This is a genomic window from Streptomyces endophyticus (genome assembly GCF_035798155.1).
GTDB classification, from domain to species: domain Bacteria; phylum Actinomycetota; class Actinomycetes; order Streptomycetales; family Streptomycetaceae; genus Streptomyces; species Streptomyces endophyticus.
In genome coordinates, this window is the sequence record NZ_JAOZYC010000125.1 from 80,633 (window position 1) to 94,198 (window position 13,566).

A 13,566-nucleotide genomic window follows, 5' to 3' on the forward strand; every position below is an offset into this window, starting at 1 on the left:
GAGGGGAGTTGGCGGAAGGACCAGCTCCGTTGCCACGGACTCGTAACGAGGTTCGACAGCCGGGGCGCGCGTGTCGGCCGGTACGAGGCAGGGTCACGCTGCGGAAATTGCATGCGGGAGACCCGTTCGTGCCGGATCATGGCGGCATGTCTGCGAACCCATTCGACGCGCTGCCGGTCCGGCTGGGCGTCGACGACAGCGACTCGCCCTCCGATGTCGTCGACGCACTGTTCCTCGGCCGCTTCGCCACGGGCGAGCAGCCCTACTCGCACGCGAGGAACATCGACCGGGTGCGCTCCGCCGCGACCCTGCTGCCGCCGAACGCCCGGGTGCTGCGCTCAGCGCGCGACGACGACCGCAGCGCGACGCTCGCCGAGGGCGACGGGTGGACGCTGCTCATCTCCCGGTGGAGCAGGGGCGCGGACGTCACCGTGACGGCGACGACGGCGGAGCTGGCGGAGAAGGTCCTGGGGCAGGCCACGGACGGTGCGGCCGACGAGCCGGAGCCGCAGCCGGAGAACGTGGCGATGGGCTTCTGGTACGTGTCCCCGCGCCGCGGCCCGCACCGCACGACGCGCCAGATCTCGGCCGGTACGTGGGAGGAGGTGCGCCCCAACTACACGGCGCCGGTCGCCGAGGCGATGGACGGGCTGATGAAGACGCGCCCCGAGGACATCGCGGGCCGGCTGCTCCTCCTGCACGGCCCGCCGGGCACGGGCAAGACGTCCGCCCTGCGCACGCTGGCCCGCTCGTGGCGGGACTGGTGCCAGGTCGACTGCGTCCTCGACCCCGAGCGGCTCTTCTCGGACGTCGGCTACTTGATGGACATCGCGATCGGCGAGGACGACGGCTCGGCGAACGGGCGCTGGCGGCTTCTCCTCCTGGAGGACTGCGACGAGCTGATCCGCGGCGAGGCGAAGCACACGGCGGGCCAGGCGTTGTCGCGGTTGCTGAACCTGACGGACGGCCTGCTGGGCCAGGGCCGCAACGTCCTGGTGGGCGTCACCACCAACGAGGACCTGGAGCGCCTCCACCCCGCGGTGGTCCGCCCCGGCCGCTGCCTGGCCCGCATCGAGGTCTCCCCCTTGACCCGCCGCGAGGCCACGGACTGGCTCGGCACGGACGAGGGTGTGAGCCGCGAGGGCGCGACGCTGGCGGAGCTGTACGCGTTGCGCCGAGGCATCTCCCCGACGTCGGTCCCGGACCAGCGGGGCGGCGCGGATGCGGGACTGTACCTGTAGGCCCTCGTCCCCCTACGCCACGGGGCTCCGCCCCGCACCCCGCTGCTCAATCGCCGCAGGGGCTTGATATGCCACCGCCTTGGGCAATCTGCCGCCTTGGGCGGCAGGGTGGGCAAGGCGGCACCCCGGTGCCGCGCAACGACGACGGGTGGCCCCGGCCACGCCTACGCGTACGCCGCGCGCAGCGCGTCCCGGGCGGCGGACAGGGCCGCGTCCTCCGACAATCCGAGCCGCCGCGCCCGCTCCGCGTACGCCTGCGCCGCCGACGACGCCTCCCGCTCCGCCGCGTCCCCGGCAGAGGCGATGAACGTGCCGTTGCGGCCCCGCGTCTCGATCACCCCGTCCGTCTCCAGGGCCCGGTACGCCTTGGCCACCGTGTTCGCGGCGAGGCCGAGCTCCTCGGCGAGCCCGCGCACCGTGGGCAGCTTGTACCCGACGGGCAGCGCCCCCGACCGGGCGAGCTCGGAGATCTGGGCCCGCACCTGCTCGTACGGCGCGCCACTGTCGTCAATGCCAATGCGGATCTTCAAGGTCACGCGGCCGATTCTCCCGCAGCACCAAAAAATAAGAGGCACCCGGTAGCGCGCGGCGCGTAGCGTGCGCCCCCATGACCGTCATCGTGCGCGCGCTGCACCTCGACAATCCGGCCGACACGGAGGCCTTCGCCCGAGTCCGCCGGACCTGTCTGCCCGCCATGCTCGCCACCCCGGCCTCCATCGCGTACGACGCCACGCACGCCCACCCGGGCGCCCACTACCGCCAGTTGGTCGCCCAGACCGGTGCCGGCGAGGTGATCGGCACGGCGCAGGTGGGCCTCGCGTACGACAGCCCGGAGCCGGGCCAGGGGTACGCGAACGTATACGTACACCCCGAGCACACGGGCCACGGTGCCGGCGCCCTCCTGCTGCGCACGGCGGAGGAGTACCTCGGCCGGCACGGCGCGACGGAGGTGCACTGCTGGGCCCTGGACGCCCCGCGCAACCTGGCCTGGGCCGCCGCTCGCGGCTACCGGGCGAGCCGCAGCGCCCACTTCCTCCGCCTCGACCTGACGGTCGGCCCCCTCCCGCCCCGCCGGGCCACCCCGCCCCACGTGGAGTTGCGCACCGCCTCCGGCTACGCGAAGGACCCCCGCCCCCTCTTCGAGCTGGACGCGGAGGCCACGTCCGACGAACCGGGCGACATCCAGGCCGAACTCACCGACTACGACCAGTGGTTGCGCGACACCTGGCACCATCCCCTGCTGAGCCACGAGCTGACGACGGTAGCGGTCGTGGACGGCACCCCCGCCGCGTTCACGGCAGCCCTCACGGACGGCGATGGACGCTATATGTCGGGCATGACCGGCACGGCCCGTGCCTTCCGCGGCCGCGGCCTGGCCAAGCTCGCCAAGAACGACTCCCTGCACCGGGCCCGCGCCGCCGGCGTCACGGTGGCGTACACGGGAAACGACGCCGGCAACGAGCCGATGCTCGCGATCAACAAGTGGTTCGGATACGTACTCGACGCGACGGAGATCCGCCATGTCCGCACCCTCGCCCACTGACCGCGCCCTCCACGTGCACCTGGTCAAAGCGGGCCGTACAAAGATCAGTTACCCGGTGGACCTCCTCCACGACGACGGCACCCGCGTCACGGTCCGCGGCCCCCCGGCGACGTCTTCACCGAGCACTACTGGCTGGCGCGATCGCTGGTACTCGATGAAGGAGGTCCGCGCGGCGGACGGCTCCCTCAAGGGCTGGTACTGCGACATCGCCGCCGTGCGCACCGACGACGGCGACATCCGCTGCGAGCTGGAACTCCTGGCGAAGCGGGGCGAGTTCCCACCCCTCACGTGACAGCGACCACCGCGTACCGCTCGTCCGCGACCTCCCGCCCCCACAGCCGCGCGTCCCCCGACAGGGGCTCCCGCCGGACGTCCGCGACGAGCGGTGCCAGCGCGTCCGTCAGGCGGGCCGCCGGTATCCCGACCGGGCTCAGCTCGCCCCACACCCCCTCCACGAGGACGAGCCGCCCGCCGGGCCGCAGCAGCGACACCCAGCGCCGCAGGACGGCCCCGGTGCCGGGCAGCACCCACAGCACGTGCCGGGCCAGTACCACGTCGTACGCCCCCGGCTCCACCGGCGGCTCCGCCGCGTCCCCGAGCAGAAACTCCGCGTCACGCCCCGCGAGCTTGCGCCGGGCGAGTTCCAGCATCCCCGGCGCGCTGTCCACCCCGGTCACCCGATGCCCCCGCTCGGCCGCGAGGAGTGACAGACTGCCCGTCCCGCACCCGAGGTCGAGCACGTCAGAGGGCCCCTCCGGCAGCCATCCCGCGAGCCGCCCCGCCCACGCCGCACGCACCTCCGGCTCCCGCAGGCCGTGATCCGGCTCCTCGTCGAAGCCGACCGCCGCGGCGTCCCAGTCGATCGGCCCCTCGGCCGTTCCCCCATACGTCGTCATGCCCCCATCGTGACAAGCACCACTGACAATTGCGCTTCGAAGGGGGACCCTCCGGGAACAGGTCTACAACGGCACCACGTTGGAACCCGTGTAGGTACAGGAGGCACCATGCGCCGAGTGACCATGCACAAGCCGACCGGATCGAGCAGCATCCGGCGCCGGCTGCGCGAGGACGCGGCCGACCTCACGCGCGAACGTCCGGAAGTGCGCAAGGACGTCCGCAAGACCTGGTGGCCCGACGAATGAGCGGGGCCGGTCAGATGACGCTCAGACCCAGCCGCTTGCGGTAGTGGACGCGGTCGTAGGGGCCGTCCGTGCGGCGCTCCACGATCTCGTATCCGTAGCGCGGGTACAGCTCCTGGTTCTCCCACATGAGTGCGTTCGTGTAGAGCCGCACCTCCGGGAGGCCCAGTACGCGCGCGTGCTCGTCCACGAAGGTGAGCAGGCGGCGGCCCACCCCCTGCCCGTGGGCGTCGGGGTGGACCGCGATGCTGTCGAGGAAGAGATGGTCGGGACGCGCCTCGACGACGACCAGGCCGGTCACGTCCGGCTCCCCCGTGACGTACACCAGGCCCGCCGCCACGTTCGCCGCGTGGTCTGCCTCCATGGGTGCCGGCACGACGCCGATGCGGGCGATGTAGTGGTGGTACGCCGCGTCCGTGACCGCCTTGACGGCCGGCACGTCCGCGGCCGTGGCCCGACGGATCTCAGGGGCAGGACTCTCGTTGGTCATGCCGTCCTGTCTACGTCACTTCCCCTTCCGCGCACCACCAGCTTCTTCAGCAATGGCCACGCCACGATGAGCAGGACGACCGCGTAGACCGTCACGGAGAACGGCGTGTTGACCAGGCCGCTGACGCTGCCGTCGCTGATCTGGAGGGCGCGGCGCAGCTGTTGCTCGGCGTTCGGGCCGAGGATGACGCCGATGACGGCGGGCAGCACGGGCAGCCCGTAGCGGCGCATGCCGAAGCCGATGAGGCCGATGACCAGCAGGATGACGAGGTCGATGGACTCGCCGCCGACCGCGTACGCGCCGACCGCGGCGAAGAAGAGGATGCCGGCGTAGAGGTACGGGCGGGGGATGCGCAGCAGCTTCGCCCAGACCGGCGCCAGGGGGAGGTTCAGGGCGAGCAGGAGCACCATGCCGACGAAGAGCGAGGCGATGAGGCCCCAGACCAGCTCCGGTTCGCGTTCGAAGAGGAGCGGGCCCGGCTGGATCCCGTACTGCTGGAAGGCCGCCAGCATGACCGCGGCGACGGCGGTCGTCGGGAGGCCGAGGGTCAGCATCGAGACCAGCGTGCCCGCCGCCGATGCCGAGGCCGCCGACTCGGGCCCCGCCACGCCCTCGATGGCGCCCTTGCCCCACTCGTCCTTGTGCTTGGACAGGCGCTTCTCGGTGACGTAGGAGAGGAACGTGGGGATCTCGGCGCCGCCCGCGGGGATCGCGCCGAACGGGAAGCCGATGAGCGGGCCGCGCAGCCAGGACTTCCAGGTGCGCTTCACGTCCGGGCCGCCGAGCCAGGGGCGACCGACCGGGATCGCCTCGCCGCTCGTGCGGCGCAGATGGGCGGCCACCCACAGGGCCTCGCCGATGGCGAAGAGGCCGACCGCGACGATGACGACGTCGATGCCGTCGGCGAGCTGCAACGAGCCGAAGGTGAGCCGCTGTTGGCCGGTCATCTGGTCGAGGCCGACGAGCCCGATCGTGAGGCCGATGAGCAGTGAGGCGAGGCCTCGTACGCGGGACGAGCCGAGCACCGAGGTCACCGCGATGAACGCGAGGACCATGATGGCGAAGTAGTCGGGCGCGCCGATGTCGACGGCGAGCGAGGCGACCTTCGGGGCGAGGGCGACCAGCAGGATCGTGCCGATCATGCCGCCGGCGAAGTGTCCGACGGCGGCGGCCGCGAGGGCCTGTGCGCCGCGTCCGGCCTTCGCCATGGGGTTGCCCTCCATGGCGGCGACCACGGCGGCGCTCTCCCCCGGGGTGTTGAGGAGGATCGAGGTCGTCGAGCCGCCGAACATGGCGCCGTAGTAGATGCCCGCGAACATGATGAACGCGCCGGTGGGTTCGAGTCCGTACGTCACCGGGAGCAGCAGGGCGACCGCCATGGCGGGGCCGATGCCGGGCAGGACGCCGATGGCCGTGCCGAGCAGAACGCCGATCGCGGCCCAGAGGAGGTTGATGGGGGTGAGGGCGGTACCGAAGCCGTCCATGAGGGAGTTGAGGGCGTTCATCTCACAGCACTCCCATCAGGGGGCCGCCCGGCAGGGGGACGCCGAGCAGGTTGTTGAAGAGGACGAAGGTGATCAGGGAGAGGCCCGCGGCGATCAGGGGGTCGCGGGTCGTGTGGCGGCTGCCGAGCGCGTACGCGGCGCCCCAGAACAGCAGCGCGCCCGCGATCGGGAAGCCGAGCGGTTCGATGAGTACGGCGGTGGCGAGGAAGACGCCTGCGAGTAGCAGCACGGTGCGCCAGTCGGCGGGTTCGGACAGGTCGATGTCCTCGCCGGCCTCGGCCTGTCCCCTGCCGCCGCGCAGTACGTCGACGGCGAGCAGGACGGCGACGGCGAGGAGCCCGATGCCGACGACGACCGGCACGGTCTTCGGGCCGACGGGTCCGCGCTGGGCGATGTCGACGTCCATGGTGAGCGCGTCGGTGAGGACGAGGACGCCGAGCGCCAACAGCAGGACGCAGACGCCGAGTTCGGAGTGTTCGCGCAGCCAGGACGTGGCGGTCCTTGGCTCTTCCTTGGTCTCGGTGAGGGTCACAGCCCCAGCTCCTTCAGTACGGACACGACCCGCTTGTCCTCGGCGTCGAGGAACGTCCCGAAGTCGTCGCCGACGAGGAAGGCGTCGTCCCAGCCGTTCGTCTTCAGCGACTTCTTCCACTCCTTGGAAGCGTGCAACTTCCGTACGAGGTGGGTGAGTTTGTCGCGCTCCGCGCCGGACAGGCCGGGCGGGGCGACGATGCCGCGCCAGTTGGTGAAGTCCACGTCGTAGCCGGACTCCTTGAGGGTGGGTCCGTCGAGGCCGGCGGCGCGTTCGGGCCCCGTGACGGCGAGGAGGCGCAGTTCGCCGCTCTTGATCTGGTCGAGGTACTCGCCGACGCCGGAGACGCCGAAGGCGACCTTGTTGCCGAGGATGGAGGCGAGGAGTTCGCCGCCGCCGTCGAACGGGACGTAGTTGACCTTTTTGGGCTGGATGCCGGCGGCGCGCGCCATCAGCATGGGGGCCAGGTGGTCGGGGCCGCCGGGTGAGGAGCCGCCGCCGACGGGCAGCTTGCCGGGGTTCTTCTTCCAGGCGTCGATGAGCTGCTTGATGTTCTTGTACGGGGAGTCCTTCGCGACCACGACGACATCGGGCTCCTCGGTGAGCCGGGCGATGGGGGTGGTGTCGGCGAGGGTCTTCGGGGAGTGGTTGGAGCGGGCGGCCCCGACGACGCCGAGGCCCATGGACATGGCCAGCTTGCCGTTGCCGTGTTCGCCGACGAGGCGGGTGAGGCCGACGGTGCCGCCTGCGCCGGGCAGGTTGAACACCTCGATGTTGTGGGTGAGTTCGGCGTCCTCGGCGTTCTTGGCGGCGGTGCGCGCCGTGATGTCGTAGCCGCCGCCGGGGGTGTTGGGGACCATGAGGCGCAGGCCGGGGATCTGGGTGCCGGTGCCGGCGCCGCTGCCCGTGGTGAGCAGTGGCGGCGCCACCAGGACGAGAGTTGCGGCCCCGAGCAGGGCGAGGGGTGTGCGCAGGCGCACGTGTGACACCTACTTCTTGGGTTCGTCTTGACGGCCGTTTGGTTGTGAGGTGGCCCACATGTTGCCTACGCGTTAACAAGCTGTCTCCCTTCCGCAAGCAACGGACGTTGTGGTCCTTGTGGTCGCGCACCTACCCTGCGCCAGTGACAAAGGTCTTGATCAAGGTCTTGATCGTGGACGACGACTTCATGGTCGCGAAGCTGCACAGCCGGTACGTGTCCGCGATGGACGGATTCGTGGTGGCCGGGGTGGCGCACAGCGGCGCGGACGCGTTGCGCGCCGCTGAGTCGCTGCGGCCCGATCTGGTGCTCCTGGACGTGTACTTGCCGGACATGGACGGCATCGAGGTGTTGCGGAAGCTGCGGGCCGCGGAGGAGCGGGACACGGCCCGTACCCCGGTGGACGCGCTGTTCATCACGGCTGCGCGGGAAGCCGAGATGGTGCGGGCGGCGCTGCGGGCGGGGGCGCTGCACTACCTGATCAAGCCGTTCAACCAGGCGGCGTTGCAGGAGCAGTTGAGGCATGTGGCGGCGCTGCGGACCCGCCTCGACGATCTGGACGAGGCCCGCCAGGAGGACGTCGACCAGATCTTCGGTGCCCGCCCGCCGGGTTCGAGGGAGCTGCCGAAGGGGCTCGCCGCGCACACCGCGGATCTGGTGGAGCGGACGCTGCGCGCCCATCCGGCGGGGCTCTCGGCGACGGAGTGCGCCCAGGAGGCGGGCAGTCTGTCGCGGGTGAGCGCGCGCCGGTACCTGGAGTTCTTCGCGGGCACCGGACGGGCGCGGGTGACGCTCCGGTACGGCGGGACGGGGCGTCCTGAGCGCCGGTATCGGTGGGTGTCCTGAGCGGAGTCTGAGTGGCGTCTTAAGGGGGCCATAAAGATCCACTCGGAGCGCTCCCAGGGGCCGAACGGGGCGTTTTTTCGGGCTAACTTCCTTGCCGCACCCCCCAATGCACTCGATCAAGGAGTACCCCCATGCCCGCAAGCCGTCGCAAGCTCGCCGCGCTCACCACGGTCGGGGCGATCCCCCTCGCCCTCACCGCCCTGTCCGCGACACCCGCCGCGGCGCACGGCACGCTCGGCGACCCGGCCAGCCGGGTCGCCGCCTGTTACGCGGAGGGCGCCGAGAGCCCCACGTCCGCGGCGTGCAAGGCGGCGGTCGCCGAGGGCGGCCCGCAGGCCCTGTACGACTGGAACGGCATCCGGGACGGCGAGGCGGCCGGCAAGCACCAGGAGAACATCCCGGACGGCAAGCTGTGCTCGGCGAACTCCGACGAGTTCAAGGGCATGGACCTGGCCCGCGACGACTGGCCCGCCACGAAGGTCTCGGCCGGCTCGTACACCTTCAAGTACAAGGTGACCGCCCAGCACAAGGGCACCTTCAACCTCTACATGACGAAGCAGAGCTACGACGCGTCGAAGCCGCTGAAGTGGTCCGACCTGGACATGGAGAACCCGGTCGCGACGAAGACGGACCCGACGGCTTCGGGCGGCTACTACACGTTCTCCGGGAAGCTCCCGGACCGCACGGGCCGCCAGCTGATCTACGGCATCTGGCAGCGCTCGGACAGCCCGGAGGCGTTCTACTCCTGCTCGGACGTGACGTACGGCGGCGCGTCCACGGCCGCCGCCACGACGAAGGAGGCGTCCGAGCCCACGGACCAGCAGATCGCGGCGGACGCCGACAAGTCGACGGTCGACCACAGCGGCATGGACATGGGCGACCACACCAACGCCCCGGCCGCGCAGGGTGGTTCGGAGAACCTCGCGGAGACGGGTGGCGACTCCACCACGCCGTACATCGCGATGGGCGGCGCGGCTGCCCTGGCGATCGGCGCGGCCGGCCTGTTCGCCTCAATGCGCCGCCGCGCCGCGGGTGGCCGTCACGTCCGCTAGCCCAATTCCCCTGCGGCGATTGAGCCGTTTAAGCCCCTGCGGCGCTTGAGCCATTTAAGCCCCTGCGGCGAGTGAGCAGCGGGGTCCGGGGCGGAGCCCCGGGGTTCGGCCCGGGAGCCGCCTGCTCAATCGCCGCAGGGGCTTGATTTGCCCACCCGCCGCAGGGGCTTGATCGGCTCAGGCCCCCCGCAGGGGATTGCTCAGGCCGCCGCTGGGCGGACCGCGTCCGGGCCGAATCTGGTCCGGGCGCGGTCGACCACCGCCTCGATACACCTGGCCCGCTCATCCGCCGGATCGAACAAAAGCTGTCGCGAAGCCCGTTCCGCCGGAACCAACTGCTCGGCCCGCAACGCGAAGGACCGCACACGGGCCCGCTGCAACCCGAGCCGCTCATGAAGCTCGTACGCGAGCGAGGTCAGCGTCGGGGTATGGGCGGACGCCTCCCGCAGGGTGCGGATGCGCGTGGTCGTGCTGCGGTCCACGTAGCGCACGGTGAGGGCGAGGGCGCCCGCCGCCTGCTCCTCGGCGCGCAGCCGCAGGCCGAGCCGGTCGGTGAGCGCGAGCAGCGCGGCCCGCTGCCGGTCGCGGTCCAACTCGTCCTGCGGGAAGTCGTGTTCGACGCGGATCGAGCGGGCGGGGGCCGCCGGGACCACCGGTGTCGGGTCGAGGCCACGCGCCGCGTCGTACAGTCGGCGCCCCGCGGTGGCGCCGAGGATCCGTTGCAGGGTGCCGAGCGGCGCGGCGGCGATCCGGCCGACGCTGTCGAGGCCGTACGAGGACAGGGTGCGGGCGGTCGCCGGCCCCACGCCGTGCAGCGCGGCGGCGGGTTTGTGCGCGAGGAAGGCGGTGACCGCGTCCAGGTCGTCGGGGAGTTCACGGACCGCCGAGGGTGGCCCGTCGACGGCGACCATGCGGGCCAGCATCGGATTCGCGGCGACGCCGATGGTGGAGCGGAGCCCGTACAGGCCCCCGGTGCGGGCCCGGATCCGCTCGGCCAGGGCCGGGGCGTCCGTGCCGAAGTAGCGCAGGCTGCCCGTGACGTCGGCGAGCGCGGCGTCCGGCGGCAGTGCCTGCACGAGGGGCGTGAACTCGGCCAGCAGGGCGAGCAGCCGGAGGTGGAGCCCCTCGTCCACCAGGTCGTGGAAGTGGACGTACAGAATCTGCGTCGGCACCGCTTCCGCACTTCCCGGCGTCGTCCGCGTCGGCTGCGTCATCCCGCGCTCCCCGGGCTCTGGTGCCACAACTTGCGGCTCTGCTTGACGGATTCGCCGGGCGGTTGCAGGTCCGCCCAGGGGTGCAGGTCGTAGCCGGTCTCCAGGCGGATGCTGCGCCCCTCCGCCTGGTCGGCGGCCGCGGGGCGCTCCTCTGTGAGCCGGTCCGTCACCGCGGACAGGCCGCCCGTGCGGCGCAGTTCGGCGAGTTCGGCCAGGTCCCAGGCGGCGGATCCGGTGACCGACAGTGCCTTGCCGCTGCCGCCACCCCTGCGCTGCACCACGCCGCGTACGAGGAGCAGCCAGGAGTGGAAGACGGTGTGCGCGCTGGCGTCGTGGCTGTCCTCGAAGAACGCGCAGTCGACGAGGCCCGAGGTGTCATCGAGCGTCGTGAAGATGACGCGCTTGCCGGAGCGGACCGGTGGTGTCTGCACGGCGCCCTTCGCGCCGGCGACCAGGACCACCTGTCCGTGCGGCAGGTCCTTGAGGCGGTGCGCGGAGGCCACGCCGAGTTCGTCGAGCAACTCCCGGTGGTCGCCCAGGAGATGGCGCGAGGTGTCCATGCCGAGCACGCCGAGCTCGGCGCCGAGCCGTTCGGCGTCGTCGAGGTCGGGCAGCTGGGCGGGGGCGACCGTGTCGGGCGCGGCGTCGGTCTCGCCGAGAGCCAACTGGCCTTGGGCACTGCCTCGTTGACCCCGTCGCGATTCGGCGATGTGCAGCATCAGGTCCCGCCGGTTGCGCCCGAAAGCGTCCAACGCGCCGACCTGCGCGAGCCGTTCGGCGACCGGCCGGGACGGGCGGGCGCGGGAGAGGAAGTCCTGGAGCGAGACGTAGGGGCGCCCCGCGACGATCCGCTCCGCCTCGGCCTCGCTCATGCCGCGCACATCGTCGAGCGCGAGTCGGACACCATGGACGGAACCGCCGGAACCGCCGGAACCACCGGAACCGTCACCGCCATCAGACACCAGTTCGATTCGATAGGCCGGATCCGACGCGTTCACATCGAGCGGCAGCACCGGCACCCCCCACCGCCGGGCGTCCGCGAGCAGCAGCCGCTTCGGGTACATACCGGGGTCGTGCGTGAGCAACCCGGCGTAGAACGCGGCCGGATGGTGCGCCTTCAGCCACGCCGACTGGTACGAGGGGACGGCGAACGCGACGGCGTGCGCCTTGCAGAACCCGTACGCGCCGAACGCCTCGACGATCTCCCAGGTCCGCGTCACGACCTCCTCCGCGTATCCGCGCTTGCGGGCCTGCTGCGCGAACCAGGCGCGCACCCGACCGAGTTGGTCCGGGCGCGAGAGCGCTCGCCGCGTGTAGTCGCCGAAGGCGAGGCTGCACCCGGTCATCACGTGCAGGATCTTGATGATCTGCTCGTGGAAGACGACCACGCCGCACGTCTCCTCCAGCGCCTCCTTCAGATCCGGATGCGGGTACGCGGGCGCCTGCTTGCCGTGCCGTGCCTTGATGAACGGGTCGACCATGTTGGCCGCGACCGGCCCGGGGCGGAACAGCGAGATGTCCACGACCAGGTCGTGGAAGGTCTCGGGCAGCAGCCGCGCGAGGAGGTCGCGCTGGCCCGGCGACTCGGTCTGGAAGCAGCCCAGGGTCTGCGAGGACTGGATGAGCCGGTACGTCTTCGGATCGCCCGGCGGCACCTGCGCCGGATCGTCCAGGTCGATGCGGCGACCGCCCACCCGCTCGATCTCCTTGACCGAGTGCGCCATCGCGGACTGCATCCGCACCCCGAGGACGTCGAGCTTGAGCAGCCCGAGGTCCTCCACGTCCTCCTTGTCGAACTGGGACATGGGAAAGCCCTCGGTGCTGGTCGGCACGACGGGGGTGCGCCGCAGCAGGGACGTGTCCGAGAGCAGCACCCCGCACGGGTGCATGGCGATCCCGCGCGGCAGCGCGTCGAGCGCCTCGACCAGGTCCCACATCCTGCTCCCGCCGTGCGCCTCGGGGTCGATGCCGCGCAGCTCCGGCAGTTCCTGGAGCGCGGAGCGGGCGTCGCGGGCGCGGATGTGCGGGAAGGACTTGGCGAGCCGGTCCACCTCGGCGGGCTCCATACCGAGAGCGAGGCCCACGTCCCGTACGGCATGGCGGACGCGGTAGGTCTCCGGCATGGACACGGTGGCCACCCGTTCGGGTCCGAAGCGGTCCAGGATCGCCCGGTAGACCTCCAGGCGGCGGGCGGACTCCACGTCGATGTCGATGTCGGGCAGCTCCATGCGCTGCTCGGACAGGAAACGCTCCATCAACAGCCCGTGTTCGACCGGGTCGGCGGTGGCGATGCCGAGCAGGTGGTTGACCAGCGAGCCCGCGCCGGAACCGCGCGCGGCGACCCGGATGCCCAACTCCCTTGTGTCTGCGACCACTTGGGCGACGGTGAGGAAGTAAGAGGCGTAGCCGAGCCGTTCGATCAGGCCCAGCTCGTCCTCCAGGCGCTCCCAGTACCGGCGCTTCCTGTCGTAGCGGCGGGCCAGCATCGCGGCGTCGCAGCGCGAGCGCAGCACCCGGTCGGGGGTGCGCCGGGCGGCGCCGACGAGGTCCGGTTCGGGGAAGTGCACCCGGCCGAGCCCCAGGTCGTCCTCGGGGTCGACCCGGCAGGCCCTGGCGGTCTCCTCGGTGACATCGAGGAGGCGGCGCGCGGTGTTCTCGCGGTATCCGGCGGCCTCGGCCACCTTCAGGGCGATGGCGGCCATGTCCCCCGCGGGCTTGAGCCACCGTTCGCCGCTGTCGAGCGTGGAGCGCTGGTCGATCGGCACGAGGCGGCGCGCGGAGTCCAGCACGTCCGCGACCGGGCCCTGCCCGCGGTCGGCGTACCGGACGGCGTTGCTGAGCACCGGGGCGATCCCCTGGTCCGCGGCGAATCCGAGGGCGCGGGCGGCGTGCCGCAGCGAGCCGGTCCCGGTGCCGCTCAGTCCGTGGGAGACGACCTCGATGCGCAGCGCCGCGCAGGCGGAGCGGATCGTCGGCTGGGTCGGGCCGCTGCTCGTCACGCTCGTCGCGGGCCTCGCCAGGTTCT

General features: G+C 71.8%; 13 protein-coding genes and 1 pseudogene. 6 read left to right on the forward strand and 8 right to left on the reverse strand.

Annotation, left to right across the window (positions count from 1 at the left end):
• Nucleotides 1-146 precede the first annotated feature (146 nt).
• The gene (locus tag OKJ99_RS20740; RefSeq protein ID WP_326018444.1) at nt 147-1,241 is read left to right on the forward strand and encodes a DUF5925 domain-containing protein; all 1,095 of its coding nucleotides are present in this window, start codon (nt 147-149) and stop codon (nt 1,239-1,241) included.
• A gap of 164 nt (nt 1,242-1,405) precedes the next feature.
• Here OKJ99_RS20740 and OKJ99_RS20745 read toward each other — a convergent pair whose 3' ends face one another.
• The gene (locus tag OKJ99_RS20745) at nt 1,406-1,777 is read right to left on the reverse strand and encodes a GntR family transcriptional regulator (protein ID WP_407700731.1); all 372 of its coding nucleotides are present in this window, start codon (nt 1,775-1,777) and stop codon (nt 1,406-1,408) included.
• A 71-nt stretch (nt 1,778-1,848) separates the two neighbouring features.
• Between OKJ99_RS20745 and OKJ99_RS20750 the strand changes: the two genes are divergently transcribed.
• Together OKJ99_RS20750 and OKJ99_RS20755 are read left to right on the forward strand one after the other, a co-directional pair.
• Complete coding sequence (locus tag OKJ99_RS20750; RefSeq protein WP_326018446.1) at nt 1,849-2,784, forward strand: GNAT family N-acetyltransferase; 936 nt, start codon at nt 1,849-1,851, stop codon at nt 2,782-2,784.
• Nucleotides 2,762-3,007 (forward strand): annotated as a pseudogene (locus OKJ99_RS20755) (DUF402 domain-containing protein); the annotation flags it as partial. The gene OKJ99_RS20750 and the pseudogene OKJ99_RS20755, both read left to right, overlap by 23 nt.
• Nucleotides 3,008-3,068: 61 nt before the next feature.
• Here OKJ99_RS20755 and OKJ99_RS20760 read toward each other — a convergent pair.
• Nucleotides 3,069-3,680 (reverse strand): class I SAM-dependent methyltransferase, encoded by a 612-nt coding sequence (locus tag OKJ99_RS20760; RefSeq protein ID WP_326018448.1) that lies wholly within the window; start codon nt 3,678-3,680, stop codon nt 3,069-3,071.
• Nucleotides 3,681-3,788: 108 nt separating this feature from the next.
• Here OKJ99_RS20760 and OKJ99_RS20765 point away from each other — a divergent pair, with 108 nt between their 5' ends.
• Entirely contained in the window at nt 3,789-3,926 is a 138-nt protein-coding gene (locus tag OKJ99_RS20765; protein WP_326018450.1) for a hypothetical protein, read from the forward strand.
• Between the two features lie 10 nt (nt 3,927-3,936).
• On the opposite strand, the gene OKJ99_RS20770 is transcribed toward OKJ99_RS20765, so the two are convergent.
• From OKJ99_RS20770 to OKJ99_RS20785, 4 genes are read right to left on the reverse strand one after another with little or no spacing between them, the layout of a single operon-like run.
• On the reverse strand, nt 3,937-4,413 hold the full coding sequence (locus OKJ99_RS20770; RefSeq protein ID WP_326018452.1) for a GNAT family N-acetyltransferase: 477 nt from the start codon (nt 4,411-4,413) through the stop codon (nt 3,937-3,939).
• The gene (locus OKJ99_RS20775) at nt 4,410-5,918 is read right to left on the reverse strand and encodes a tripartite tricarboxylate transporter permease (RefSeq protein ID WP_326018454.1); all 1,509 of its coding nucleotides are present in this window, start codon (nt 5,916-5,918) and stop codon (nt 4,410-4,412) included. Before OKJ99_RS20775 ends, OKJ99_RS20770 begins: the two co-directional genes overlap by 4 nt.
• A 1-nt stretch (nt 5,919) precedes the next feature.
• Nucleotides 5,920-6,450: a tripartite tricarboxylate transporter TctB family protein gene (locus tag OKJ99_RS20780; RefSeq protein ID WP_326018455.1), complete on the reverse strand. Its 531-nt coding sequence runs from the start codon at nt 6,448-6,450 to the stop codon at nt 5,920-5,922.
• Nucleotides 6,447-7,430, reverse strand: coding sequence for a Bug family tripartite tricarboxylate transporter substrate binding protein (locus tag OKJ99_RS20785; protein ID WP_326018476.1), 984 nt, complete (start codon nt 7,428-7,430; stop codon nt 6,447-6,449). Before OKJ99_RS20785 ends, OKJ99_RS20780 begins: the two co-directional genes overlap by 4 nt.
• Nucleotides 7,431-7,585: 155 nt before the next feature.
• On the opposite strand from OKJ99_RS20785, the gene OKJ99_RS20790 reads away from it, so the two are divergent.
• Together OKJ99_RS20790 and OKJ99_RS20795 are read left to right on the forward strand one after the other, a co-directional pair.
• Complete coding sequence (locus tag OKJ99_RS20790) at nt 7,586-8,275, forward strand: response regulator (protein ID WP_326018478.1); 690 nt, start codon at nt 7,586-7,588, stop codon at nt 8,273-8,275.
• Between the two features lie 131 nt (nt 8,276-8,406).
• The gene (locus OKJ99_RS20795) at nt 8,407-9,327 is read left to right on the forward strand and encodes a lytic polysaccharide monooxygenase auxiliary activity family 9 protein (RefSeq protein WP_326018457.1); all 921 of its coding nucleotides are present in this window, start codon (nt 8,407-8,409) and stop codon (nt 9,325-9,327) included.
• Between the two features lie 200 nt (nt 9,328-9,527).
• On the opposite strand, the gene OKJ99_RS20800 is transcribed toward OKJ99_RS20795, so the two are convergent.
• Both OKJ99_RS20800 and OKJ99_RS20805 read right to left on the reverse strand, forming a co-directional pair.
• Nucleotides 9,528-10,541: a DNA polymerase Y family protein gene (locus OKJ99_RS20800; protein WP_326018459.1), complete on the reverse strand. Its 1,014-nt coding sequence runs from the start codon at nt 10,539-10,541 to the stop codon at nt 9,528-9,530.
• Nucleotides 10,538-13,566, reverse strand: a 3,029-nt coding sequence (locus OKJ99_RS20805) for a DNA polymerase III subunit alpha (RefSeq protein ID WP_326018461.1), incomplete at its 5' end; no start/stop codon positions are given. The genes OKJ99_RS20805 and OKJ99_RS20800, both read right to left, overlap by 4 nt.

Excerpts from the sequence above, each read along its gene's own strand:
- OKJ99_RS20740 (WP_326018444.1), top strand. The coding sequence starts at position 147 with ATGTCTGCGAACCCATTCGACGCGCTGCCGGTCCGGCTGGGCGTCGAC.
- OKJ99_RS20750 (WP_326018446.1), top strand. The coding sequence starts at position 1,849 with ATGACCGTCATCGTGCGCGCGCTGCACCTCGACAATCCGGCCGACACG.
- OKJ99_RS20760 (WP_326018448.1), bottom strand. The coding sequence starts at position 3,680 with ATGACGACGTATGGGGGAACGGCCGAGGGGCCGATCGACTGGGACGCC.
- OKJ99_RS20765 (WP_326018450.1), top strand. The coding sequence starts at position 3,789 with ATGCGCCGAGTGACCATGCACAAGCCGACCGGATCGAGCAGCATCCGG.
- OKJ99_RS20770 (WP_326018452.1), bottom strand. The coding sequence starts at position 4,413 with ATGACCAACGAGAGTCCTGCCCCTGAGATCCGTCGGGCCACGGCCGCG.
- OKJ99_RS20775 (WP_326018454.1), bottom strand. The coding sequence starts at position 5,918 with ATGAACGCCCTCAACTCCCTCATGGACGGCTTCGGTACCGCCCTCACC.
- OKJ99_RS20795 (WP_326018457.1), top strand. The coding sequence starts at position 8,407 with ATGCCCGCAAGCCGTCGCAAGCTCGCCGCGCTCACCACGGTCGGGGCG.
- OKJ99_RS20800 (WP_326018459.1), bottom strand. The coding sequence starts at position 10,541 with ATGACGCAGCCGACGCGGACGACGCCGGGAAGTGCGGAAGCGGTGCCG.